Source organism: Hanstruepera marina (assembly GCF_019880635.1).
GTDB lineage: Bacteria > Bacteroidota > Bacteroidia > Flavobacteriales > Flavobacteriaceae > Hanstruepera > Hanstruepera marina.
In genome coordinates this window covers 226,475-251,886 of the sequence record NZ_JAINVX010000002.1, presented here as the reverse complement: position 1 = coordinate 251,886, position 25,412 = coordinate 226,475, and the positions used below count along the sequence as shown (strand labels likewise).

Here is a 25,412-nt window from a genome sequence, read left to right as displayed (position 1 = left end):
TTAAAAGTATCTTTGCAACCCATATTTCAAAGCATATTATGAGTTTTAAAAGTGAAATAGAAAGACGTAGAACATTCGGGATTATATCGCATCCTGATGCTGGAAAAACTACATTAACCGAAAAATTATTACTTTTTGGAGGCGCTATTCAAGAAGCTGGTGCTGTAAAAAGTAACAAGATTAAAAAAGGAGCTACAAGTGACTTTATGGAAATTGAGCGCCAAAGAGGAATTTCTGTAGCTACTTCGGTCTTGGCTTTTGAATATAATGGTATTAAAATTAATATTCTTGACACTCCTGGTCACAAGGATTTTGCTGAAGATACTTTTAGAACTTTAACTGCTGTAGATAGTGTTATTGTAGTTATTGATGTTGCCAAAGGTGTTGAGGAACAAACCGAAAAATTGGTTGAAGTTTGCCGTATGCGTAATATTCCGATGATTGTTTTTATTAACAAGTTGGATCGTGAAGGGAAAGATGCTTTTGATTTATTGGATGAAGTTGAACAGAAACTAGGACTTAGCGTTGTTCCATTGAGCTTTCCTATTGGAATGGGCTACGATTTTAAAGGCATTTATAATCTTTGGGAAAAAAATGTAAACCTATTCAGTGGTGATAGCCGAAAAAATATTGAGGAAACTATTGAAATTAACGACTTAAGCTCTCCAGAGCTTAACAAATTAGTTGGAGATAACGCTGCAGATACACTACGAGATGAAATTGAATTGGTTGAAGGTATCTATCCTACATTTGATAAAGAAGAATATTTAAATGGTAAGCAGCAACCTGTTTTCTTTGGTTCTGCTTTAAATAATTTTGGAGTTCGTGAATTGCTAGATTGTTTTGTTGAAATTGCTCCAAAACCAAGGCCAAAACAAAGTGAAGAACGGTTAGTAAAACCTGATGAACAAAAATTTACTGGGTTTGTTTTTAAAATCCACGCTAATATGGACCCTAATCATCGTGATAGATTAGCTTTCGTAAAAATAGTTTCGGGTAAGTTTGAGCGCAATAAGCCCTATCTACATGTTAGAAACAATAAAAAGTTAAAGTTCTCTAGCCCTAATGCTTTCTTTGCAGAGAAGAAGGAAATTGTAGATGTTTCCTATCCTGGTGATATTGTAGGTTTACACGATACTGGAAATTTCAAAATTGGAGACACCTTAACTGAAGGCGAAAATATCAACTATAGAGGTATTCCTAGCTTTTCCCCAGAGCATTTTAGGTACATTAATAATGCCGATCCTTTAAAATCGAAACAACTTTTTAAAGGGATTGACCAGCTAATGGATGAAGGTGTAGCGCAATTATTTACATTAGAACTAAATGGTCGCAAGGTTATTGGAACAGTTGGTGCGCTACAATATGAAGTCATTCAATACAGATTAGAGCATGAGTATGGAGCCAAATGTACCTATGAAAATTTAAATGTCCATAAAGCCTGTTGGGTAGATCCCGAAGATGAAAAGAACGAAGAGTATAAAGAATTCTTGAGGGTAAAGCAACGGTTTCTAGCAAAGGATAAACACGATCAGTTAGTTTTTCTAGCTGACTCACCTTTTTCATTACAAATGACACAGCAGAAATATCCTAGTATTAGGTTCCATTTTACTTCTGAATTCAATTAATTACAGTGTCATTTATCTAATTTTTTAGCAAAAATTTGCTTTTTATCGATTTTTTAATACTTTTAATCGATATTTAGTATGATTGAATTAACTTGATATTTACATTTAGTATAGATTATAACCCCAAATATTAATCTACTTATGGAAACAAACGACAATGTTTTCAGTAATAATGATATTACTGTTACCTATAACCCTAATGCTTGCATAAATGCCGAACGTTGTGCTCGTGAGCTTTCTAATGTTTTTAGAAATTCTGTAATTCCTTGGATTGATCTTGATGGAGCTTCTACAGAAGAAATTATTAAGCAAGTTAAAAAATGCCCATCTGGTGCCTTACAGTTTTGCTTAAATAAAAAAGAGGCTTGCTAAAAAAGCAAACCTCTCCTATTCATTTTCTTTAAAAAACTTGTTTAAGCTTGACCCGTCGGACCAAAATTCAAAGGTATTGGTGGTTGCTACATGTAAACATGTCGAGCAACTCTTCACCAATTAAAATTAGGCTTGACCCGTCGGACCAAAATTCAAAGGTATTGGTGGTTGCTCGTAATCTTTGATTTCACCATGGGCATTTTCAAACCTAGCAACATTTTCACCTAAAGCCTTTAATAAGCGTTTAGCATGTTGAGGCGTCAAAATAATACGCGACTTCACCTTACTTTTAGGCGTACCTGGCATTATACTAACAAAATCAACAACAAATTCAGAAACTGAATGGTTAATTATAGCCAAATTGGAGTAAGTCCCTTCGGCTACTTTTTCATCAATTTCAATATTTATCTGACCTTGTTTTTTTTGATTTTTATTATCACTCATAATAGTATTATATAAAAAAATAGCGTGAATTTCTTCACGCTATTTTTAATATTAGTTATAATTAACTTCTTGCTTCACTTGCATCATCTCATCGAACTCTTCTTTAGAACCAACAATAATGTTTTCGTAAGTTCTCATACCTGTTCCAGCAGGAATTCTATGACCAACAATTACATTTTCTTTAAGTCCTTCTAAAGTATCAACTTTACCATTTACAGCAGCTTCGTTAAGAACTTTTGTAGTTTCTTGGAACGATGCAGCTGAAATAAATGATTTAGTTTGTAATGACGCTCTTGTAATACCTTGAAGTATTGGCGTTGCTGTAGCTGGTTGCGCATCACGTGCTTCAACTAGCTTCTTATCTTCACGACGTAATAATGAATTTTCATCACGCAATTCACGAGGTGAAATAATTTGACCTGCTTTAATATTTTCAGAGTCACCAGCATCTTCAACTACTTTCATTCCAAAGATTTCATCGTTTTCTTCGATAAAGTCTGATTTATGAACTAATTGATTCTCAAGGAATGTCGTATCACCAGAATCAATAATTCTAACTTTACGCATCATTTGTCTTACAACAACTTCAAAGTGCTTATCATTAATTTTCACACCTTGTAAACGATAAACTTCCTGTACTTCATTTACTAAATATTGTTGTACAGCTGAAGGTCCTTTAATATTTAAAATATCGTTTGGAGTTACAGAACCATCAGATAATGGCATACCCGCTTTAACAAAATCATTTTCTTGAACTAGAATCTGATTTGATAATTTAACCAAGTATTTCTTGATATCACCTAATTTAGATTCAACAATAATCTCACGATTACCTCTTTTGATCTTACCAAATGAAACGACACCGTCAATATCACTCACCACTGCTGGGTTGGATGGGTTACGTGCTTCAAATAATTCTGTTACACGAGGAAGACCACCTGTAATATCACCAGATTTAGCTGATTTACGAGGGATTTTAACTAAAATCTTACCAACTTTAATTTTTTCGCCATCGTCAATCATAAGGTGAGCACCAACAGGTAAGTTATAAGAACGGATAACATTTCCTTTAGCATCATCAATATGCAATGTTGGAATTAATTTCTTATTTCTAGATTCAGAAATTACTTTTTCTTGGAATCCAGTTTGTTCATCAATCTCAACTTGATAAGTAACACCTTGTTCAATATTTTCATAACGAACTTTACCTGCAAATTCAGAAATAATTACACCGTTATATGGATCCCATTGGCAAACAACCTCGCCTTTTTTAAGTTCTTGACCATTCTTAATGAATATAGTAGAACCATAAGGAATGTTATTTGTACTTAATGTAATTCCAGTTTTCTTATCTATTAATTTTAATTCAGATGTTCGAGAAATAACAATATTAGCTGCATTACCTTCAGAATCTTCTCCTTTTACAGTTTTTAATTCATCAATTTCAGCAATACCGTCAAACTTAACAGCCAATTTATTCTCTTCTGATATGTTTCCAGCAATACCACCTACATGGAACGTACGTAATGTAAGCTGTGTACCAGGTTCTCCAATAGATTGTGCAGCAACTACACCTACAGCTTCACCACGTTGAACCATTTTACCAGTTGCCAAATTACGGCCGTAACATTTAGCACAAATACCTTTTTTAGCTTCACAACTTAATGGTGAACGTACTTCAACCGATTCAATTGGTGAATTTTCAATAGATTTAGCAACAACTTCATCAATCATCTCGCCACTAGCTACTAACAGCTCGTCTGAATGTGGATTGTATACATCGTTTAATGAAATACGACCTACGATACGTTCGCCAAGAGTTTCAACAACTTCATCGTTCTTCTTCAACGGAGTAACTTCAACACCTCGCAATGTTCCACAATCTTCGCTATTTACAATAACATCTTGAGAAACATCAACTAAACGACGCGTAAGGTAACCAGCATCTGCTGTTTTAAGAGCCGTATCCGCAAGACCTTTACGTGCACCGTGCGTAGAGATAAAGTATTCTAAAATTGAAAGACCTTCTTTAAAGTTAGAAAGAATAGGGTTTTCAATAATCTCACCACCACCTGCAGTTGATTTTTTAGGTTTAGCCATTAATCCACGCATACCTGTAAGCTGACGAATCTGTTCTTTAGATCCACGAGCTCCAGAGTCAAGCATCATGTACACCGAGTTAAAACCTTGTTGATCTTCACGAATACGCTTCATTGACAATTCAGTCAATTCAGCATTTGTAGAGGTCCAAATATCAATAACTTGGTTGTAACGTTCGTTATTTGTAATAAGCCCCATGTTATAGTTAGCCGTAATACCGTCTACTAAACCATTAGCCTTATCAATCATATCATGCTTTTCTGGTGGGATAATAATATCACCTAAACTAAATGATAGACCTCCTTGGAATGCAAAATTGTAACCTAATGTTTTTATTTCATCAAGGAACTCTGCTGTTTCAGGAACACTAGTAACTTTTAAAATATCACCAATAATGTTACGAAGTGATTTTTTAGTCAATACCTGATTAATAAATCCTGCATGGTGCGGTACTTTTTCATTAAATAACACACGTCCAACTGTCGTTTCAATTATTTGTAAGGTTAACTTACCTTCTTCATTGAAATCCCATGTTCTTACTTTGATAGCTGCGTTCAAATCAACACGCTTTTCATTGTAAGCTATGATTACTTCTTCTGGAGAATAGAACGTTAATCCTTCACCTTTAATTTTTACATCATCAGTAGATCTACGTTCCTTGGTCATATAGTATAATCCAAGTACCATATCTTGAGATGGTACCGCTACTGGTGAACCATTAGCTGGATTAAGGATATTGTGAGAAGCTAACATTAATAATTGTGCTTCCAAAATAGCCTCTGGACCAAGAGGTAAATGTACCGCCATTTGGTCACCATCAAAATCGGCATTAAATGCCGTAGTTACCAATGGGTGTAGTTGGATAGCTTTTCCTTCAATTAATTTTGGTTGAAAAGCTTGAATACCCAATCTGTGCAATGTAGGAGCACGGTTAAGTAATACTGGATGTCCTTTCAGAACATTTTCCAAGATATCCCAAACCACAGGCTCTCTTTTATCTATAATTTTCTTTGCAGATTTTACAGTCTTAACAATACCTCTTTCAATTAACTTTCTAATTACGAAAGGTTTGTATAATTCTGCTGCCATATTTTTTGGCAATCCACATTCGTATAATTTTAATTCAGGACCAACGACAATTACCGAACGAGCAGAATAATCAACACGTTTACCTAAAAGGTTTTGACGGAAACGTCCTTGCTTACCTTTTAATGAATCTGATAATGATTTTAATGGTCTGTTAGAATCCGTTTTAACAGCAGAAGACTTACGCGTATTATCAAATAACGAATCTACAGATTCCTGTAACATACGCTTTTCGTTACGCAAAATCACTTCCGGTGCTTTAATTTCAACCAATCTTTTAAGACGGTTGTTACGGATAATAACACGACGATACAGATCATTCAAATCTGAAGTTGCAAAACGCCCACCATCTAATGGTACTAAAGGACGTAATTCTGGTGGGATGATTGGAATAACTTTCATAATCATCCACTCGGCGCGATTCTCACGGTTTTCGTTAGACTCACGCAATGCTTCAACAACTTGTAAACGCTTTAACGCTTCAGTTTTACGTTGTTTAGATGTTTCAGTATTCGCTTTGTGACGTAATTCAAATGATAATTCATCTAAATCAATACGCGATAACAACTCAATTAAACATTCAGCTCCCATTTTAGCCAAAAACTTATTAGGATCAGTATCCTCTAAATATTGGTTTTCTTGCGGAAGGGTCTCTAAAATGTTTAAATATTCTTCTTCAGTAAGGAAATCCATTTTTTGTACTGGCTCACCTTCTGCATTCTTGGCAATACCTGGTTGGATTACTACGTAACGTTCGTAGTAAATGATCATATCTAATTTTTTAGATGGTAAACCAAGTAAATAACCTATTTTATTTGGTAACGAACGGAAGTACCAGATATGCGCAACAGGAACCACTAAATTAATGTGTCCTACTCTATCACGACGTACTTTCTTTTCAGTTACTTCAACACCACAACGGTCACATACAATACCTTTGTATCGTATACGCTTGTATTTTCCACAAGCACACTCATAATCCTTTACAGGACCAAAAATACGCTCACAAAACAAACCATCACGCTCTGGTTTATGAGTTCGATAATTGATAGTTTCTGGCTTTAAAACTTCACCTCTAGATTCTGCTAAAATAGATTCTGGTGAAGCTAAACCAATTGAGATTTTGTTAAATCTCTGTACTGTATTCTTATCTTGTTTTCTTGCCATAATATATGGTTGAAATGATTTTTTTAATTAACTACTCCTCTAATCTGATATCCAATCCTAGACCTTTTAATTCATGCATTAATACATTGAATGATTCTGGTAATCCAGGCTCTGGCATTGGCTCACCCTTAACAATACTTTCGTATGTTTTGGCTCTACCAATAACATCATCAGATTTAACGGTCAATATTTCTCTTAATGTTGCAGACGCTCCGTAAGCTTCAAGAGCCCAAACCTCCATTTCACCAAAACGCTGACCACCAAACTGTGCTTTACCACCTAATGGCTGTTGCGTAATTAATGAGTAAGGTCCTATAGAACGTGCGTGCATCTTATCGTCAACCATATGACCAAGCTTTAACATGTAGATAACACCTACGGTTGCTGGTTGGTCAAAACGGTCACCAGTACCACCATCATATAGATAGGTGTGTCCAAATCTTGGAATTCCAGCTTCATCTGTAAACTCATTGATTTGGTCTAACGTAGCACCATCAAAAATTGGTGTTGCATACGTACGGTTTAATTTTTGACCGGCCCATCCAAGAACAGTTTCATATATCTGACCAATGTTCATACGCGATGGTACACCAAGTGGGTTCAATACGATATCAACAGGTGTTCCATCTTCTAGGAATGGCATATCTTCCTGACGAACGATACGCGCTACAATACCTTTGTTACCGTGACGACCTGCCATTTTATCACCAACTTTAAGCTTACGCTTTTTAGCAATATAAACTTTAGCTAATTTGATGATACCAGCTGGCAATTCATCTCCTACAGAAATTGTAAACTTCTCACGACGTAAAGAACCTTGTAAGTCATTTTCTTTAATCTTGTAGTTGTGAATTAAATCGGCAACCAATTTATTAGTAGCGTCATCTGTTGTCCATTGTCCACTTGTTAAGTGAACATAATCGTCAACAGCGTTTAACATTTTAAGTGTGTACTTTTTACCTTTTGGTAAAACCTCTTCACCTAAATCATTATAAACACCTTGAGCAGTTTTACCACCTACAATAGCAAATAATTTTTCAACTAAAATACTCTGTAAGTCGTCGAACTTCTTATTATATAATGCTTCTAACTGTGCAATATCCTCTTTATCTTGAGCACGCTTGCGTTTATCTTTTACAGCACGAGCAAATAATTTTTTGTCAATTACAACACCATTTAATGAAGGTGACGCTTTTAATGATGCATCCTTAACATCACCGGCTTTATCACCAAAAATGGCACGTAATAATTTTTCTTCCGGAGTAGGATCTGATTCACCTTTAGGTGTAATCTTACCAATAAGAATATCACCAGGTTTTACTTCAGCGCCCACACGAATCATACCGTGTTCATCTAAATCTTTGGTAGCTTCTTCAGAAACGTTAGGGATATCGTTAGTTAACTCTTCGTTTCCTAATTTTGTATCACGTACTTCTAAAGAATATTCATCAATATGGATAGACGTAAAGATATCTTCGCGAACCACTTTTTCAGAAATCACAATCGCATCCTCAAAGTTATACCCTTTCCAAGGCATAAAGGCTACTTTCATATTTCTACCTAAAGCTAACTCTCCATTTTGAGTTGCATAACCTTCACAAAGTACTTGACCTTTGCTAACTTTATCACCTTTTTTAACAATTGGCTTTAAGTTAATGGAAGTCCCTTGGTTAGTTTTTCTAAACTTTACTAATGGATACGTCTTGGTATCGCTATCAAAACTTACTTTAGCTTCATCTTCAGTTCTATCGTATTTGATAACAATTTCATTGGCATCAACGTACTCAACAACACCACTTCCTTCTGCATTAATTAATACACGAGAATCAGATGCAACCTGTCTTTCCAATCCGGTACCAACAATTGGCGCTTGCGGACGTAATAATGGAACTGCTTGACGCATCATGTTTGATCCCATTAAGGCACGGTTTGCATCATCATGTTCCAAGAATGGAATTAATGACGCTGAAATAGAGGCAATCTGATTAGGAGCTACATCAGTATAATGAACTTGATTTGGTTCAATTACTGGGAAGTCACCTTCCATTCTAGCAATTACCTTATCATGTACAATTTTACCTTTGTCGTCAACTTCAACAGTTGCTTGAGCAATTAATTGCTCTTCTTCCTCTTCAGCACTTAAATAAATTGGATCACCTTTAATATCAACCACACCATCTTCAACTTTTCTATAAGGCGTTTCAATGAATCCCATTGAGTTTACTTTAGCGTAAACCGATAATGAAGAAATTAAACCAATGTTTGGCCCTTCAGGTGTTTCAATAGGACACAATCTTCCGTAGTGTGTATAGTGAACGTCACGAACCTCGAAACCTGCTCTTTCTCTTGATAGACCTCCAGGTCCTAAAGCTGATAAACGACGTTTGTGTGTTATCTCTGCCAATGGATTCGTTTGATCCATGAATTGAGATAACTGGTTAGTACCAAAGAATGAGTTAATAACAGACGATAATGTCTTGGCATTAATCAAATCAATTGGTGTAAACACTTCATTATCACGAACGTTCATACGCTCACGAATAGTACGAGCCATACGTGCTAAACCAACACCAAACTGTTGTGATAATTGTTCACCTACAGTACGTACACGACGGTTTGATAAGTGATCAATATCATCAATCTCTGCTTTAGAGTTGATAAGCTCTATTAAATATTTAATAATGGTAATGATATCTTCTTTGGTAAGCACTTGCTTGTCCATTCCAATATCAAGACCTAATTTTTTGTTCATTCTGTAACGACCTACTTCACCTAATGAGTAACGTTGGTCTGAAAAGAATAACTTGTCAATAATGCCACGAGCAGTTTCCTCATCTGGCGGCTCTGCATTACGTAATTGACGGTATATGTGTTCAACAGCCTCTTTTTCAGAGTTTGTTGGATCTTTTTGTAATGTATTGTGAATAATGGCGTAATCACCTTGTTGTGCACTCTCTTTATGCAAAAGAATTGTTTTTACACTAGTTTCAAGGATTTCTTCAATATTCTCTTTATCAAGAACGGTATCACGATCTAAAACAATTTCGTTACGCTCAATAGATACTACTTCACCCGTATCTTCATCAACAAAATCCTCATGCCATGTGTTAAGAACACGTGCAGCTAATTTACGTCCTAATACTTTTTTCAATCCGGCTTTAGATACTTTTACCTCTTCTGCCAAATCAAAAATTTCTAAAATGTCTTTATCTCTTTCAAAACCTATGGCTCTGAATAAGGTAGTAACAGGTAACTTTTTCTTACGGTCAATATACGCATACATAACACTGTTAATATCTGTAGCGAATTCAATCCAAGATCCTTTAAATGGAATTACTCTTGCTGAGTATAATTTTGTTCCGTTTGCGTGAAATGATTGACCAAAGAATACACCTGGAGAACGGTGTAATTGTGATACAACAACACGTTCAGCACCATTAATTACAAATGTACCACTAGGCGTCATGTAAGGAATAGTACCTAAGTACACATCTTGAACAATGGTCTCGAAATCCTCATGTTCAGGGTCTGTACAGTACAGTTTCAATCGGGCCTTTAGCGGAACGCTATATGTAAGTCCACGCTCAATACACTCTTCTATGGTGTAACGTGGCGGGTCGATAAAGTAATCTAAAAATTCTAAAACAAATTGATTACGTGTGTCTGTTATTGGGAAGTTTTCCATGAAGGTATTGTATAACCCTTCATCTCCTCGTTCTTCAGATTTAGTTTCTAGCTGGAAAAAATCCTGGAAGGATTTTATCTGAATATCCATAAAGTCTGGATATTCGGTTCTATTGACAATAGACGAGAAATTTAATCTTTCAGCTTGTTTTGCTAACATCAATGGACGGAATTTTGATTAAAAAAAATGTGACTGCGTAGTATGTCACGGTTATATACGCAAAATGGTCTAGGCCCAAAAGTGATTAACTTCAGGCCTAAACCGTTATGTGTTTGAGGCGTTAAGCTTACTTAAGCTCAACCTCTGCTCCTGCTTCTTCTAAAGAAGTTTTTAAGCCTTCAGCTTCGTCTTTAGAAACACCTTCTTTAATTGCGCTAGGTGCACCATCAACTAATTCTTTAGCTTCTTTTAATCCTAAGCCAGTTAATTCCTTAACTAATTTTACAACTGCTAATTTAGAACCACCAGCGGCTTTAAGGATTACATCGAATTCTGATTTTTCTTCAGCAGCTTCACCACCACCAGCACCTGGGCCAGCAGCAACAGCTACTGCAGCAGCAGCAGGCTCGATACCATACTCATCTTTTAAAATAGTAGCTAACTCATTAACTTCTTTTACTGATAAGTTAACTAATTGTTCTGCGAAATCTTTTAAATCTGCCATTTTTCTATCGTTTTAATAAATTTTTAATTTTAATATAATTGTGTAAAAAGTGCGTACTTTTTTGGATTACCCTTCTTTTTCGGATAATGTTTTAATAATACCTGCAAGCTTACCGCCACTAGACTGAAGTGCTGAAATAACGCTCTTCGCTGGTGATTGTAATAAGCCGATAATATCGCCGATAACTTCTTCTTTAGATTTGATATCAACTAAAGCGTCTAATTGTTCGTCGCCTATGTAAATGGCTTCCTCAATAAAAGCACCTTTTAAAAGTGGTTTATCTGATTTTTTACGGAAGTTTTTAATTACTTTGGCTGGCGCATTACCAGTTTCAGCATACATGACTGAAGTATTTCCCTTTAAAATTGAAGGAAGGTCTCCAAAATCTTTATCTGATGCTTCCATTGCTTTTTCAAGCAAGGTATTCTTAACAACTGCTAATTTAATGTTAGCCTTAAAGCAAGCACGACGTAAATCTGAAGTCGTACCAGCATTCAATCCAGAAATATCTGCTAAATAGATATTTGAACTATTGGCTAATTGTGCAGTTAAGTCTTCAATTACTTGTGATTTTTCTTCTCTTGTCATAATAAAAGTTTTAAACTACTTAACCAATTTTTGGGTCAACGGCTAAACTTGGACTCATAGTACTAGACATGTAAATGCTCTTCACATAAGTTCCTTTAGCTGCAGTTGGCTTAAGTTTCATTAATGTTTGTAATAATTCATTTGCATTACCTGCAATTTTATCAGCACTGAAAGATGCTTTACCTATAGATGCGTGTACAATACCTGTTTTATCAACTTTAAAGTCAATTTTACCGGCTTTTACATCGCTAACAGCTTTAGCGACATCCATAGTTACTGTACCAGTTTTTGGGTTTGGCATTAAACCACGAGGACCTAACACGCGTCCTAAAGGACCTAATTTACCCATTACACTTGGCATAGTAATAATTACATCTACGTCAGTCCATCCACCTTTAATTTTATCAAGGTATTCGTCTAATCCAACAAAATCAGCGCCAGCTTCTTTAGCTTCTGCTTCTTTGTCTGGAGTTACCAATGCTAATACTTTCACATCCTTACCAGTACCATGAGGTAATGTTACAACCCCTCTAACCATTTGATTAGCTTTACGAGGATCAACTCCTAAACGTACTGCTAAATCAACAGAGGCATCAAACTTGGTATTGGTAATTTCTTTTACTAATGAAGACGCTTCATCAATAGAATACAGTTTTCCCTTTTCTATTTTTGCTAAAGCCTCCTTTTGTTTTCTTGTTAATCTTGCCATTTTAAAAATTTTTTAGATTAATTAGGGGCTTGGCCTCCTTTTACAGTTATACCCATAGATCTTGCAGTTCCAGCTACCATTGTCATGGCAGATTCAACTGTAAATGCATTTAAATCCTGCATTTTGTCTTCAGCTATGGTTCTAATCTGATCCCAAGAAACTTTAGCTACTTTTTTAATATGAGGTTCACCAGAACCCTTCTTCACCTTGGCCGCTTCTAATAATTGTACTGCTGCAGGAGGAGTTTTGATTACAAAATCAAATGATTTGTCTTTGTAAACAGAAATCACAACAGGTAAAACTTTACCTGGCTTATCTTGGGTTCTCGCATTAAACTGCTTACAGAACTCCATGATATTAACTCCAGCGGCACCTAAAGCGGGTCCAACCGGTGGCGACGGATTCGCTGCACCTCCCCTAACTTGTAGTTTAACTACTTTACTTAATTCTTTTGCCATTTTTAATAATTTAGTTTCATACAATTCTTATGATTGGAAGCGTAAGATTGTATTTATATCTTGTAACAATTATTATACTTTTTCAACTTGCATATAACTCAATTCCAATGGTGTTTTTCTTCCGAAAATCTTAACCATTACTTCAAGTTTACGCTTTTCTTCATTTATCTTCTCGATAGTTCCATCGAATCCATTAAACGGTCCATCAATTACTTTAACGGTTTCTCCTTTTGTAAATGGTATCGCCACATTTGTATCAGCCTCTAATGATAACTCATCTACTTTACCTAACATCCTATTAACTTCAGATTGTCTTAACGGCACTGGATCTCCACCTTTTGTCTCTCCTAAAAATCCGATAACATTAGTTACAGATTTAATGATATGTGGAATTTCTCCAGTTAAATTTGCTTTTATCATGATGTAGCCAGGAAAATAAACTTTCTCTTTGTTTATCTTCTTGCCATTTCTGATTTGGATAACCTTTTCAGTTGGCACTAAAACCTCATCCACATAATCCCCAAATCCTAAACGGGCAATTTCGTTTTCAATGTAAGTCTTGATCTTGTTTTCTTGACCACTTACAGCTCTAACTACATACCACTTTTTTTCGTTTCCTTCAGACATACAATTTTAATTTAACCGTTAATCCATTTAAAGTAAAATCCTATGGCCTTGCTGAACACTGTATCTACTCCCCAAATTGCTAACGAGAAAATAATTGAAAACACTGCTACTAACACTGTTAAGCTTTGCGCTTCAGCCCAAGATGGCCAAGTCACATTATTTTTTAACTCTCCAAACGATTCTTTTATATAGTTTACAATTCCAGCCATTATATGTTTTATTTACAATTTTAGAGTATCAAATATGTTGAGACTCACTGTTTTGTTTTACTTGCACGGGTTGAGAGGCTCGAACTCCCGACACCTGGTTTTGGAGACCAGTGCTCTACCAACTGAGCTAAACCCGTAAATACAAGTCAAGGTATTCCGAAAAACGAAATACCTTAACTTACTATTTATTGAATTTTATTAGTCTAAAATTTCAGTTACCTGACCAGCACCAACTGTTCTACCTCCTTCACGGATAGCGAAACGTAAACCTACGTTCATTGCAATTGGTTGGATTAACTCAACAGTGATAGTTAAGTTATCACCAGGCATTACCATTTCAACTCCATCAGGAAGCGCAATGTTTCCAGTTACGTCAGTTGTACGAACGTAGAACTGTGGACGGTAGTTATTGTGGAATGGTGTATGACGACCACCTTCTTCTTTTTTCAAGATATAAACCTCTGCCTTAAATTTAGCGTGAGGAGTTACAGATCCTGGCTTCGTGATTACCATACCTCTAGAGATTTGAGTTTTTTCAATACCTCTTAATAAGATACCTGCGTTATCACCAGCTTCACCTCTATCAAGAATTTGACGGAACATTTCGATACCAGTAATAGTAGATGTCAATTTTTCAGCACCCATACCAATAATCTCAACAGGATCACCTGTATTTGCAACACCTGTTTCGATACGACCTGTAGCAACAGTTCCACGACCTGTAATTGAGAATACATCTTCAATAGGCATTAAGAAAGGCTTATCCATATCACGAGTTGGCTCTTCAATCCATGAATCACAAGCTTCCATTAATTCTAATACTGTATCAACCCACTTTTGCTCACCGTTAAGTGCACCTAAAGCTGAACCAGATACAACAGGTCCATTATCACCATCGTACTCATAGAAGTTTAATAAGTCTCTAACTTCCATGTCTACTAATTCTAATAATTCCTCATCATCAACCATATCAACCTTGTTTAAGAAAACAACGATTCTTGGAATACCTACCTGACGACCTAATAAGATGTGCTCACGAGTTTGTGGCATAGGACCATCAGTTGCAGCAACAACTAAAATAGCACCATCCATTTGAGCAGCACCAGTTACCATGTTCTTTACGTAATCCGCGTGACCTGGACAGTCAACGTGAGCATAGTGACGATTAGCTGTTTGATATTCTACGTGAGATGTATTAATTGTAATACCTCTTTCCTTCTCTTCTGGAGCGTTATCAATCTGATCAAATGATCTTGCTTCTGAAAAACCTGCATCAGCTAATACTTTAGTAATAGCAGCAGTTAAAGTTGTTTTACCGTGATCTACGTGTCCAATAGTACCAATATTTAAATGTGGTTTTGAACGATCGAAAGTTGCCTTTGCCATGTTTAATTTATTTAATCTTAATTTATATTAGTGTTCAATTTTATTCAATCCTGAAAAAGAGCCAATGACGAGATTTGAACTCGTGACCTCTTCCTTACCAAGGAAACGCTCTACCCCTGAGCTACACCGGCGTAAAGTGTTTTTTTCTCATTTAATTAATGAGAATCCTGCCTTCGCAGGATTTTTTTTGAGCGGGAGACCGGGTTCGAACCGGCGACATTCAGCTTGGAAGGCTGACGCTCTACCAACTGAGCTACTCCCGCAATTTATTATCAACATAATTTGATAAATGGTTTTCTATATTTCAAATTTTGGATTACTCGCTATCGCTCGTGATCCCTAAAGGGAAACCCTTCACAAATATTTTGAGATAAATCCTTACAAAAGCCAGCTTTTGACGTCTTCATATTCAAAATATTTTGTGGGGAGAGCAGGATTCGAACCTGCGAAGTTAAAAAACAACAGATTTACAGTCTGTCCTCGTTGGCCGCTTGAGTATCTCCCCAATAAAAAATAATATTCAATCTTTTTAAAGAACTTGAGCCGATGGAGGGACTCCCTTCGACTGCGCTCAGGATAAACTTCTCGTCCCGCTTGAATTCCGTTTTCTTAATTTGGAATACAACCCTGTGCTTTCATTTTTTAGAGCCGATGGAGGGACTCGAACCCACGACCTGCTGATTACAAATCAGCTGCTCTAGCCAGCTGAGCTACATCGGCTTTTACCTTGCTTTTTTAACTAAAAAAAAGCCCGCTATTTCTAACGGACTGCAAATGTATATATTTATTTTCTTATTCAAAACATTTTTTGAAAAATTTTGTCATAAATATGCTCTTAATTTTTCTTTTCGCTTTTTTAGCTGTCTTTCTAATGATGCAACTGCACTATCAGCTCCTTCTTCAAATGTTTTGCATTGCTTTTTTACAACAAAGCTATCTCCAGGAACACTAACACGAGCTTCGAAGATTTTATTTTCTTTATCACTTGTATTTTCAACTTTTAAATACACGTCTGATTGTATGACCTTATCATAAAATAACTCTAACTTATCCATACGCTTTTGAATAAAGTCTATCAATTTTTTATCTGCATTAAAATTGACTGATTGCGTGTTTACTTTCATACTCTTCTATTATTAAGTTAAACATTAGTGTTTTTCGATTTACTTTTTACTTCTAGGGTGCGCATTCATGTAGACTTTTTTTAACTCTGCAATACTGTTGTGTGTGTACACTTGAGTTGCTGCTAAACTAGAATGACCTAATAATTCCTTTACAGTATTTAAATCGGCACCTTGATTAAGTAAATGTGTCGCAAATGAATGTCTTAATATATGCGGACTCTTTTTTACTTTAGAAGATGCCAAACTAAAATAATCATTAATTATTCGGTAAACAAGAGTTTCATAAATTTTAACGCCTTTTTGTGTTAAAAATAACATATCCTTATCTTGAATATTCTCTAATGATTTTCTTACATATATATAGGTCTGCAAATTTTTGAGAACTGAATCCAATAACGGAATAATACGTTCTTTGTTGCGCTTACCCAATACCTTAATTGTTTTGTTAGAAAAATCAATACTGTTTAACCTTAATTCAACCAATTCAATCCGTCTGATTCCTGTTGAATAAAACAACTCTATAATCACCTTATCTCTTATACCTTTAAATGAATCGTCAAAATTTAATTCATCTAAAACTATAGCCACTTCAGATTCTGAAAACGGAATCTGAACTTTCTTACTTGTTTTTAATGCTTTGTGTTTGGCCAAAGGATTCACTTTTATGTCTTCAACTTTTAAAAGAAACTTATAGTAAGTGTTTAATGCTGATATTTTCCTGTTAATCGTTCGGTTTGATATTTCCTTATCCACAAGAGATACAATCCAACTTCGTATAAGTGGATAGGTGACAGTACTCAAATCTGTAGATTGATATTCTTGGTTTAAAAAATTATAAAAATCATTTAAATCTTTTTCGTAAGCTTGAATAGTGAGCTTGGAATAATTTTTCTCTAAAAGCAAATAATCTAAAAAGGATTTAAAAGGCATATTTTATGAAGCAGTAGATTTTTATAAAAATACAAAGTTTAAATTACAATTATGCTAGAATAAAAAAATCCTGCATAATGCAGGATTTTTTTATTTATTGAGCCTCTATTTAAATCTCTTCTTGATCTCTTAAACTCTGAATATATTGCGCTTTTTGAATTTGCGCTCTACGTGCTACAGAAGGCTTTGTATATTGCTTGCGTTCTTGCAACTGATTCTTAATTGTTGTTCTAACAAACTTACGTTTGTAACGCTTTAACGCTCTATCTATATTTTCACCGTCTTTTACTGGAATTATTAACATAGTTCTTAACCTCCTCTCTTTTAGAATTTTCAGGCTGCAAAAATAATAACTAATTTGAATTCTGCAACAGAAATTAAAAAATTATTCTTTATATAATGAGTAGCGTTGTGTTAGATCTTGAATAAGTTTTTCCTCCTCTTCACTTTCCAACAAAGTATTGTAGTTTTTCCAAAAGGCTTTATCATAAGGTTTTGGTGAGAATATATCAGCATCCCAAGATTTTGATAGCTCATCAGTAACCATATCTTGATCTGTAATAATTTCGGTGAATAAAATTTCTTGAACTGTATAATAATAACGTTCTTCTTTGTTAACTGCAGATTCATCAATTTCAGTTCTTGGGTCGTCCTGTGCAACACCAACATTAACTAATTTAGGTGTTTCGTAATACACATAATTGAGGTACATTTTGTCTTGATACTCTTTATAATTGATTATCAATTTATGGTTTAAATACGTATCGAATAACGTTTTGCTTCGGCTACGCTGCGCTTTTGACGCCGCATGCAATTCGTATTCTATTCGCTTTATGGCATACGTATCCCAATAGATGTAGATCCACCCTTTTGGTTGATAACCATCATTAAAAACACCTTTAGTCTCTAAATTTACATGCTCGAAACTTTCGGATATTTGTATTTTATAAATTTTCCTATCGTTTTCAACCAACACCGTATCTAACTTAAACATATGCTTGCTTAAAATATCTTCAGCATCAAACAAGGCTTTAGGGTTTTCAGAATTTCTGACCACGTTTAACTTTCCATGGAAGAGAGTTTCCAATCCATTAATTCTGTTATCATTCCATTTAATAGCTTTAACCAGTGAAGCCGTTTCTATAGTATCGCGATTAAGATTTCGTGAACGTAATTTAACGCCTCTATTTCGCAAGTAAGATGTATAAGTCAATAAACTATCAACATCTCTTAAGTCGTAACTCTTACGTACTTGATCTACATTAATTTTCACATCCTCTCCAGGAATTGTATCAAAACCAGGATCGTACAAAGTAATAGCACTTTCAATAAGCCATTTAAATTCTTTTTTATTACGCTCTTTATGGCGTAAAAAACCTTTTTGAAGATAAGCCGAATCCGCCAAGTTCTCGGTTAGCTCTTCCAAAGCTCGAAGTACAATATCATTTCCTGTTTTTGGTCGCGTTTCTGCCACTAGCAATACTTCGTCTAAAGAAGCCACATCGGGTTCTAGATATACATCAAACGTATTATCAAATTCATCAACCGGCACCTTATAACTCTTAAAACCAATTGATGAAATAACCAGGGTATCTTTTAGATGCTTATTGGGAATAACAAGTAAAAACTTTCCGTCTTCATTAGTTATGGTTCCAATGGTTGTATTTTGGACATACACACTGGCACTTTCCAAAGGCAAAAACGATTCGGCATCTAAAACTGAATTTTTAATTTCGGTTTGCGAGAATGTGCTAGTGAAAACTAGAAAACAAAATAAAACGAGTGATTTTTTTAAAACCTTAATAATCATAAAAGCGAATTAGGTTGCTGGTTTATAATCCTTGCCATCTAGCGTCATTTTAGCTATTATCTCACGAAGAATTTCAGAGGTGCCACCGCCAATTGGTCCAAGACGGCTATCGCGCAACAATCTTGCCATAGGATATTCTTCCATATACCCATAACCGCCTAAAAATTGCAGGCATTGATAAATAACCTCGTCTGCCATTTTTGTGGATTGTAATTTAGAGACCGTTGCTTCTTTAACTACATAAATACCTTTATTCATGCGATATGCTACCGAATAATTAAACTCCTTACACACTTCCATGTAGCTATAGGCATCAGAAAAGGCATGACGTAAAGCTTGAAACTTATCTATACTTTGACCAAAAGCTTTACGCTCACTCATATATTGTTTTGCATAATCTAAAGCATATTCTGCTCTAGCATGCGCATTAACGCCCATAATTAAACGCTCAAAAGCAAAATGTTGCATAATGTAATTAAAGCCTTTATTCTCTTCTCCCATTAAATTTGAAGCAGGAATAGTAACATTATCAAAAGCTATTTCTGCAGTATCACTTGCACGCCATCCTAGCTTGTCCAATTTAGTCGACGAAACCCCAAGAGTATCACGATCAATGACAAACATACTTATGCCTTTATTTCCCAGTTCCGGATTGGTTTTAGCTGCAACTATCAAATAATCACTATAGACACCATTTGTAATAAAGGTTTTAGAACCATTAATAACATAATTATCACCTTGCTTGACAGCAGTTGTTCGCATACCAGCAACATCACTTCCTCCAAAAGGCTCCGTTACACAAAGACAGCCTATCATATCTCCTGAAATACTAGCAGACAAATATTTTTGCTTAATAGCTTCGCTACCTTCAGCATTTACATGAGTCATGGCCAAATAAGCATGAGCCCACATATTAGCAGCAAAACCACCAGAGTTTATTTTTTGCAACTCTTCAAGAAAGATAACCGTGTAAAATAAATCGAGATTTAATCCGCCGTAAGCTTCCGGATAATTCACTCCAAAAAATCCCATGTCTCCAAACTTCTTCCAAATAAAACGTTCTACGGTTCCATCTTTCTCCCATTTTTCAATATGAGGAACCACTTCTTTTTGTAAGAAATCTTTCAAACTCTGCCTAAACATGTTATGTTCTTCTGTGAAGTACATACTATTCATACCTTCTTTTTTATGTGATTAATTGAGCATCAAATATAACTTAATTATATCAATTTTATGAACTGGGAAGTCCTTAACTTTTGTTAATTCATCCAATGATTTGAAACCATCGCGCAAGGTTCTTTCCTCTATAATGTCATGGGCAATTTCATAATCTATATACTTAATAGTAACCAATTGATCTTTAGTGGCTGTATTTAAATTTATTTTTTGAAAGGTTCGTGGCGTTTTTACGGTAAACGCTTTACCTATATTCTTTATAACGTCAGGCTTTAGCCCGTAAACTTCCTGTAGTTCTATATCAGCTGCAAAACCTCCAACTTTAGTTCTATAGTTAATAATGTTATCTGATAGTTTTTCGCCAATACCATATACACGCTGCAACTGACTTGCTGTTGCTGTATTTAAATCTGTTTTCTGCTCAAACGTCTTGGGTGTGTTATTGTATTGAGTTGCTCGATATGTTTTTGGTTTAGGGTTAGCAACCCATTCAGGAAATTTAAAATAAGGTGAAATTTCTTCAAGTAAAGTATCAGATACTTTAGTCACTTGTTGAAACTCTTGAGCAGAATTAACCCATTTATCTCTAGCTCGAAAATCATGAAGTCTATCGATTTCTTCGGTACTCATGCCAAGTGTATATCCTTTATAATCTGTAATGAAATTTGGATTAAAAGGATAAATTTTAGGCTTGCTTTCAACAATTTTAATTGACTTTAGTGAGTCTATTTCAAGTTGCCATTTTATAATCTGTTCTGAATTCTGAACATCTGGTTTACTTGATGAAGCAGAATAAAATATTGCTATTTGAAGAAGAATTATACAAATGAGCAATAAAAAAATCCCATTTCGTTGTTTTTTGGTAAACGCGAAATGGGATTTCATATATTTTAGTTTTTATTATTCTTCTATGGCATCAGCTTTAAGCTTGATGGCGTCTAGATATCTATTTAATTGTTTTTTAACAACTGGGAACAAGAAGTAAAGACCAACCATATTCGGGAATACCATAGCAAAAATCATAGCATCAGAGAACGCCCAAATTGACCCCATACTTGCAGCAGCGCCAATTACAACAAATACTAAAAATAATAATTTATAAGTTAAGTCTGCTGCTTTACCTCTACCAAATAAATATTTCCAAGATTGTAAACCATAATACGACCATGAAATCATTGTTGATACTGCAAATAATACAACGGCTATTGTTAAAAACACATTAGAATATGGAATGTATTCAGCAAAAGCTTTAGATGTGATTCCAGCACCTTCATAACTCATACCATCAATTATCACTACTCCAGCACCAGTTGCATCTCCATACTCGAAGAAACCACCAAAGTTGAATATAATAATCACTAAAGCTGTCATGGTACAGATAACCACTGTATCAATAAATGGCTCTAGTAAGGCTACTAAACCTTCACTAGCAGAATATTTTGTTCGCACTGCAGAGTGCGCAATAGATGCCGAACCAGCACCTGCTTCGTTAGAAAACGCAGCCCTTTTAAATCCAACCAATAGAACACCGATAAAACCACCTACACCAATAGCGGTAGGGTTAAAGGCTTCTTTTACAATTAAACCTATAGCATCATCTATTAAATCAAAATTACTTAAAATGATATATAAACAACATAATATATAAAGTACAGCCATAAACGGCACAACTTTTTCAGTTACTGATGCAATTCGCTTAATTCCACCAATAATAATAATACCTACTAAAATGGCCAAAACAACTCCAACTATAGCTCCTGCAGCAGTACTTTCCCAATCAAACATTTCCTTAATTACTATTGTCGCTTGATTAGATTGCGCAGCGTTACCACCACCAAATGATCCTCCAATACAAAACACAGCAAACAATGCAGCAGCTATTTTACCTAAAGTTTTAAAGCCTTTTGCTTTAAGCCCTTTACTTATGTAGTACATTGGACCACCATAAACCGTACCATCTTCACCTACATCTCTATACTGAACTCCTAAAGTACATTCCACAAACTTGGTTGACATGCCCAATAAACCACATACAATCATCCAAAACGTTGCTCCTGGCCCACCTAATGCAATAGCTAAAGCAACACCAGCAATATTTCCGTTACCAACAGTTCCAGATACTGCTGTTGCTAATGCTTGGAAATGTGATACCTCTCCATCCGAACTTTCATCTCTAATGGTATCAACAATATCACCATCTATGGCCAACTCATCTTTAACACTTACTAAATGGTCTTCAATGTCAACTTTTGTCAAATCTTGACCTTGGGCAATACCATCTTCGCCATATAACTCGGCCGCTCCATGTTTTTCAATGTCTTCATATTTTCCTCTAACCGTATTAATGGCTTTTCCGAAATAACGGATATTGGGAAACCCAAAATAAATGGTAAAAAACGCAGCACTACCTACAAGTAATAAAAGAACGAAAGGTGTTCCTGCAATTTCAAAGAAAATAACGTTTGAGAAAAAATCTGAAACCGGCTGAAAGGCTTGGTCAATTTTTTGATCCAATCCTACCTCTTCTTGAGCAAATGTTAAAAAAGGTAATACAAGTGTAAATATTGAAAGAAGATACTTCTTCATAGTAAAATGTTAGTTTAGTTAAATAAATAAAGTCAGCAAGATGCTAAAAAAAAATGAGTTTTTAAAACCTGATTTGTTAAAACCCTATAAATGCGCTTTTATATTGTACTCTGTATTAAGCTTGTGAATTTGTTCAGGCCTGCCTAGCACAATAATTTTTGAGCCTGGCATAAGTTTTTGATCGGCTTCTGGGTTAACAATATATTCGCCATCAATGTTTTTATAGCCAATAACGTTGCAACCTGTTTTTCGTCTTAAATCCAAATCGCGAATGGTCTTTACAGTTGACACATCGTATAGTTTACTCACCTCAACTTCTTCTATATTAATATTGGCCTTACCTACGATTGACAAATTATCTATAAACTCTATTAAATCTGGAACCACAACCAAAGACGCCATGTGGTCGCCTCCTATTTTATCGGGAAGGATAACGTTGTTTGCCCCAGCCAATTTTAGCTTTTTATAGGATGTTTCTTGAGATGCACGACTAATAATGGTCATATTACTATTAATTTGCCTAGCCGATAACACCACAAATAAATTATCAGCATCATTGGGCAATGCAGAAATTAAAGTATTTGCCCGTTCTATTCCTGCCTGTAAAAGTATGTCGTCTTCATTAGCATTCCCATGAAGAAAAGGTACCAATTCATTCTGATGTTTTTCAATAGTATCTTTATTTCTCTCAATTACCACAAATGGCTTTTTGTATGCAATTAATTTAGTTGCTGCCTGCTTACCATTTCTTCCATAACCACAAATAATGATGTGGTTAGATAGGCTGTCAATCTTTTTTTGCATCTTCTTCTGTTTTAATTCATCAATATTATTCTGACTCAATATGTATTCTGTAATAACTTTTAAAGCATACCCCACAATAACAACACTGGTGAGGATTAAAAAAATAGTGAATATTTTTGAAGGTTCATCTAACGGCCTTACTTCTCCAAATCCAACAGTGGTAATGGTTATTACCGTCATGTAAAGTGCATTTATCCAAGTATAACCAGATAACATTCTAAAACCCACAACGCCAACCATCAGTAAACCAAGCAGTAATATGATGGCTGTATATATTTTTGATCTAAACAATCGTATTATTTTATTACTCATAAATTATAAATCAAAAACTGATGACCGTTTTGTGTACAATAAATCTTTAATGCGCATCCAAAATGCCAAGAACAAGTATAACGCAAAACCAAAACCTAAAGTTACAAATGTAAGATACACAAACGACGTTCTAACCACTTTAGCCCGAATACCCAAACGGTCTGCAATGCGTTGACACACATAGTATCCATGCCGTTGAAAATATAGCAATGGTCTGTAAATAATGTTCATGCTGCAATGTAATAATTTATTCGCTTAAAAGTGCATTTCCAATAGCACATTGCAAGCATTTATTCTTGTCGCAATACTCTTTTTTAAGCTGAATAAAGGCTTGGGATTGATAAGCTGAGTAGTTACCTTTCTTTAATTTTTTAAATTTAGAAACTATACTATTACTCTCTTCTGGAATGAGTTCCATAAGCTGAAGAATGTCTTCTGTTATTTCCTTACCTAAACTCTTGGCGTAAGCAAACTTTATGGGAACAATGGTATTTATAAGCAATAGATTTACAAATGGTTTGGTAAGGGCTTTTTTAGACCTTTTTGAGACAGTACCAAAGTTATAATGGGTTTGCCAATATGTAGAAACCGTAACTTCAAATGTTTTGTAGAAATCGGTTAAGGTGCTTACATCAAGTATTTGGGAAAACAAATTATGGTACTTAGAATATAACATAGCAAGTTGGGATAACCTGATAGTAGGGAAATTTGGTGGTCGCAACTTAAAAAACTGAGCGGGTAAGACCGCGGAATTTTCCAAGCCAAACTTATGCTTTATATAGTGGTATCTTTCTAAAAGTTGTTTATGATAGGCGTCCTCTAATACCGAATCCAACAAACCAATTTGCCCAAAGAACAATGCCTCTAAATCTATGGAATTGGATTGCAACTTTCGAACGATTGAAAAATCAAACGATTGGCTCATGCTTAAAAAGGCTTCGCCGTTTATATTTAAACCGAAATTCTTGGCAAGCATACTAAACAAAACGGCTTCCCAATTGTTCTTGGATTTTTGCAATAATTCCTGAATAACAACCGACTTACTTTCTAGGCGTTCAAAATACAAACGATCTAACCAGTTTTGCAGGCTAAAATTATTAATATCAGAAAAATCGTTTTCACAATTAATCCATTTGTTGGATTTAGAAAACAATTTTTGATAATTATCTAAAACAGATTGGCTTATGTAGTTTTTGAGTTCCAGGGTAGGAATGACCGAATTATCTTTTCTATATATATCGGCATCATGCTCCCAAACCACATGTAAAATAACATTGTTGTAGTTGGAATCGGTTTCATGGTTGTGTACGTACCAATCACTGGATTTAATATGTATTTCTACATTCCCAGCCCAAAGCTGGTTACCAATTCTAACTTGGGCATTAAAAAAATCTGGACCAGCCAGATGATTATGTGTTCCAGATGATTTTACCAAAACAGCTGTGCCATCAACCGTTTTCAAATTGACCAATTGATATTTTTTTTGCTTCCAGATGTAGTGTAAAAAGTCTTCTTGCATATAAAAAACAAGTTACAAAATAAAGGTA

22 protein-coding genes and 5 tRNA genes are annotated in these 25,412 nt (G+C 35.1%); 2 read left to right on the top strand and 25 right to left on the bottom strand.

What is annotated here, in order from left to right:
• Nucleotides 1-38 precede the first annotated feature (38 nt).
• Together K7G76_RS08885 and K7G76_RS08880 are read left to right on the top strand one after the other, a co-directional pair.
• Nucleotides 39-1,628: a peptide chain release factor 3 gene (locus tag K7G76_RS08885; RefSeq protein WP_223033849.1), complete on the top strand. Its 1,590-nt coding sequence runs from the start codon at nt 39-41 to the stop codon at nt 1,626-1,628.
• 141 nt (nt 1,629-1,769) lie between these two features.
• Entirely contained in the window at nt 1,770-2,000 is a 231-nt protein-coding gene (locus tag K7G76_RS08880; protein WP_223033848.1) for a (4Fe-4S)-binding protein, read from the top strand.
• A 126-nt stretch (nt 2,001-2,126) separates the two neighbouring features.
• On the opposite strand, the gene K7G76_RS08875 is transcribed toward K7G76_RS08880, so the two are convergent.
• The 25 genes from K7G76_RS08875 to K7G76_RS08755 all read right to left on the bottom strand — a co-directional run bounded on the left by K7G76_RS08875 (nt 2,127) and on the right by K7G76_RS08755 (nt 25,384).
• Nucleotides 2,127-2,444, bottom strand: coding sequence for a DUF3467 domain-containing protein (locus K7G76_RS08875; RefSeq protein WP_223033847.1), 318 nt, complete (start codon nt 2,442-2,444; stop codon nt 2,127-2,129).
• A 51-nt stretch (nt 2,445-2,495) separates the two neighbouring features.
• Complete coding sequence (rpoC, locus tag K7G76_RS08870) at nt 2,496-6,797, bottom strand: DNA-directed RNA polymerase subunit beta' (RefSeq protein ID WP_223033846.1); 4,302 nt, start codon at nt 6,795-6,797, stop codon at nt 2,496-2,498.
• Between the two features lie 31 nt (nt 6,798-6,828).
• On the bottom strand, nt 6,829-10,641 hold the full coding sequence (rpoB, locus tag K7G76_RS08865; RefSeq protein WP_223033845.1) for a DNA-directed RNA polymerase subunit beta: 3,813 nt from the start codon (nt 10,639-10,641) through the stop codon (nt 6,829-6,831).
• Nucleotides 10,642-10,768: 127 nt separating this feature from the next.
• Nucleotides 10,769-11,146 carry a 50S ribosomal protein L7/L12 gene (gene rplL / locus K7G76_RS08860; protein WP_103051388.1) on the bottom strand — a complete coding sequence of 126 codons (378 nt, stop codon included), beginning with the start codon at nt 11,144-11,146 and terminating at the stop codon, nt 10,769-10,771.
• Nucleotides 11,147-11,212: 66 nt separating this feature from the next.
• Nucleotides 11,213-11,734 (bottom strand): 50S ribosomal protein L10, encoded by a 522-nt coding sequence (gene rplJ, locus K7G76_RS08855; RefSeq protein WP_223033844.1) that lies wholly within the window; start codon nt 11,732-11,734, stop codon nt 11,213-11,215.
• Between the two features lie 19 nt (nt 11,735-11,753).
• Nucleotides 11,754-12,443 (bottom strand): 50S ribosomal protein L1, encoded by a 690-nt coding sequence (gene rplA, locus K7G76_RS08850; protein ID WP_223033843.1) that lies wholly within the window; start codon nt 12,441-12,443, stop codon nt 11,754-11,756.
• A gap of 17 nt (nt 12,444-12,460) precedes the next feature.
• On the bottom strand, nt 12,461-12,901 hold the full coding sequence (gene rplK / locus K7G76_RS08845; protein ID WP_103051391.1) for a 50S ribosomal protein L11: 441 nt from the start codon (nt 12,899-12,901) through the stop codon (nt 12,461-12,463).
• A 72-nt stretch (nt 12,902-12,973) separates the two neighbouring features.
• Nucleotides 12,974-13,528 (bottom strand): transcription termination/antitermination protein NusG, encoded by a 555-nt coding sequence (gene nusG, locus K7G76_RS08840; protein WP_223033842.1) that lies wholly within the window; start codon nt 13,526-13,528, stop codon nt 12,974-12,976.
• A gap of 11 nt (nt 13,529-13,539) precedes the next feature.
• On the bottom strand, nt 13,540-13,737 hold the full coding sequence (secE, locus tag K7G76_RS08835; protein WP_223033841.1) for a preprotein translocase subunit SecE: 198 nt from the start codon (nt 13,735-13,737) through the stop codon (nt 13,540-13,542).
• Between the two features lie 64 nt (nt 13,738-13,801).
• Nucleotides 13,802-13,874, bottom strand: a tRNA-Trp gene (locus K7G76_RS08830).
• Nucleotides 13,875-13,935: 61 nt separating this feature from the next.
• Nucleotides 13,936-15,123, bottom strand: coding sequence for an elongation factor Tu (gene tuf, locus K7G76_RS08825; protein ID WP_223033840.1), 1,188 nt, complete (start codon nt 15,121-15,123; stop codon nt 13,936-13,938).
• 59 nt (nt 15,124-15,182) lie between these two features.
• A tRNA-Thr gene (locus tag K7G76_RS08820) sits at nt 15,183-15,254 on the bottom strand.
• Nucleotides 15,255-15,313: 59 nt separating this feature from the next.
• Nucleotides 15,314-15,386: transfer RNA gene (locus K7G76_RS08815), tRNA-Gly, on the bottom strand.
• A gap of 159 nt (nt 15,387-15,545) precedes the next feature.
• A tRNA-Tyr gene (locus K7G76_RS08810) sits at nt 15,546-15,628 on the bottom strand.
• Nucleotides 15,629-15,769: 141 nt separating this feature from the next.
• Nucleotides 15,770-15,843: transfer RNA gene (locus K7G76_RS08805), tRNA-Thr, on the bottom strand.
• A 101-nt stretch (nt 15,844-15,944) separates the two neighbouring features.
• Entirely contained in the window at nt 15,945-16,247 is a 303-nt protein-coding gene (gene hpf, locus K7G76_RS08800; protein WP_223033839.1) for a ribosome hibernation-promoting factor, HPF/YfiA family, read from the bottom strand.
• 39 nt (nt 16,248-16,286) lie between these two features.
• Complete coding sequence (locus K7G76_RS08795; RefSeq protein ID WP_223033838.1) at nt 16,287-17,177, bottom strand: tyrosine-type recombinase/integrase; 891 nt, start codon at nt 17,175-17,177, stop codon at nt 16,287-16,289.
• A 109-nt stretch (nt 17,178-17,286) separates the two neighbouring features.
• Entirely contained in the window at nt 17,287-17,481 is a 195-nt protein-coding gene (gene rpsU / locus K7G76_RS08790) for a 30S ribosomal protein S21 (protein WP_223033837.1), read from the bottom strand.
• 81 nt (nt 17,482-17,562) lie between these two features.
• Nucleotides 17,563-18,987, bottom strand: coding sequence for a carboxypeptidase-like regulatory domain-containing protein (locus K7G76_RS08785; protein WP_223033836.1), 1,425 nt, complete (start codon nt 18,985-18,987; stop codon nt 17,563-17,565).
• 9 nt (nt 18,988-18,996) lie between these two features.
• The gene (locus tag K7G76_RS08780; protein ID WP_223033835.1) at nt 18,997-20,163 is read right to left on the bottom strand and encodes an acyl-CoA dehydrogenase family protein; all 1,167 of its coding nucleotides are present in this window, start codon (nt 20,161-20,163) and stop codon (nt 18,997-18,999) included.
• An 18-nt stretch (nt 20,164-20,181) separates the two neighbouring features.
• The gene (locus K7G76_RS08775; protein ID WP_223033834.1) at nt 20,182-21,048 is read right to left on the bottom strand and encodes a ComEA family DNA-binding protein; all 867 of its coding nucleotides are present in this window, start codon (nt 21,046-21,048) and stop codon (nt 20,182-20,184) included.
• A 15-nt stretch (nt 21,049-21,063) separates the two neighbouring features.
• On the bottom strand, nt 21,064-22,749 hold the full coding sequence (locus K7G76_RS08770) for an alanine/glycine:cation symporter family protein (protein ID WP_223033833.1): 1,686 nt from the start codon (nt 22,747-22,749) through the stop codon (nt 21,064-21,066).
• A gap of 84 nt (nt 22,750-22,833) precedes the next feature.
• Nucleotides 22,834-23,865 (bottom strand): potassium channel family protein, encoded by a 1,032-nt coding sequence (locus K7G76_RS08765; RefSeq protein WP_223033832.1) that lies wholly within the window; start codon nt 23,863-23,865, stop codon nt 22,834-22,836.
• Nucleotides 23,866-23,868: 3 nt separating this feature from the next.
• On the bottom strand, nt 23,869-24,096 hold the full coding sequence (locus tag K7G76_RS08760; RefSeq protein WP_223033831.1) for a PspC domain-containing protein: 228 nt from the start codon (nt 24,094-24,096) through the stop codon (nt 23,869-23,871).
• 16 nt (nt 24,097-24,112) lie between these two features.
• On the bottom strand, nt 24,113-25,384 hold the full coding sequence (locus K7G76_RS08755; protein ID WP_223033830.1) for a DUF2851 family protein: 1,272 nt from the start codon (nt 25,382-25,384) through the stop codon (nt 24,113-24,115).
• Nucleotides 25,385-25,412 lie beyond the last annotated feature (28 nt).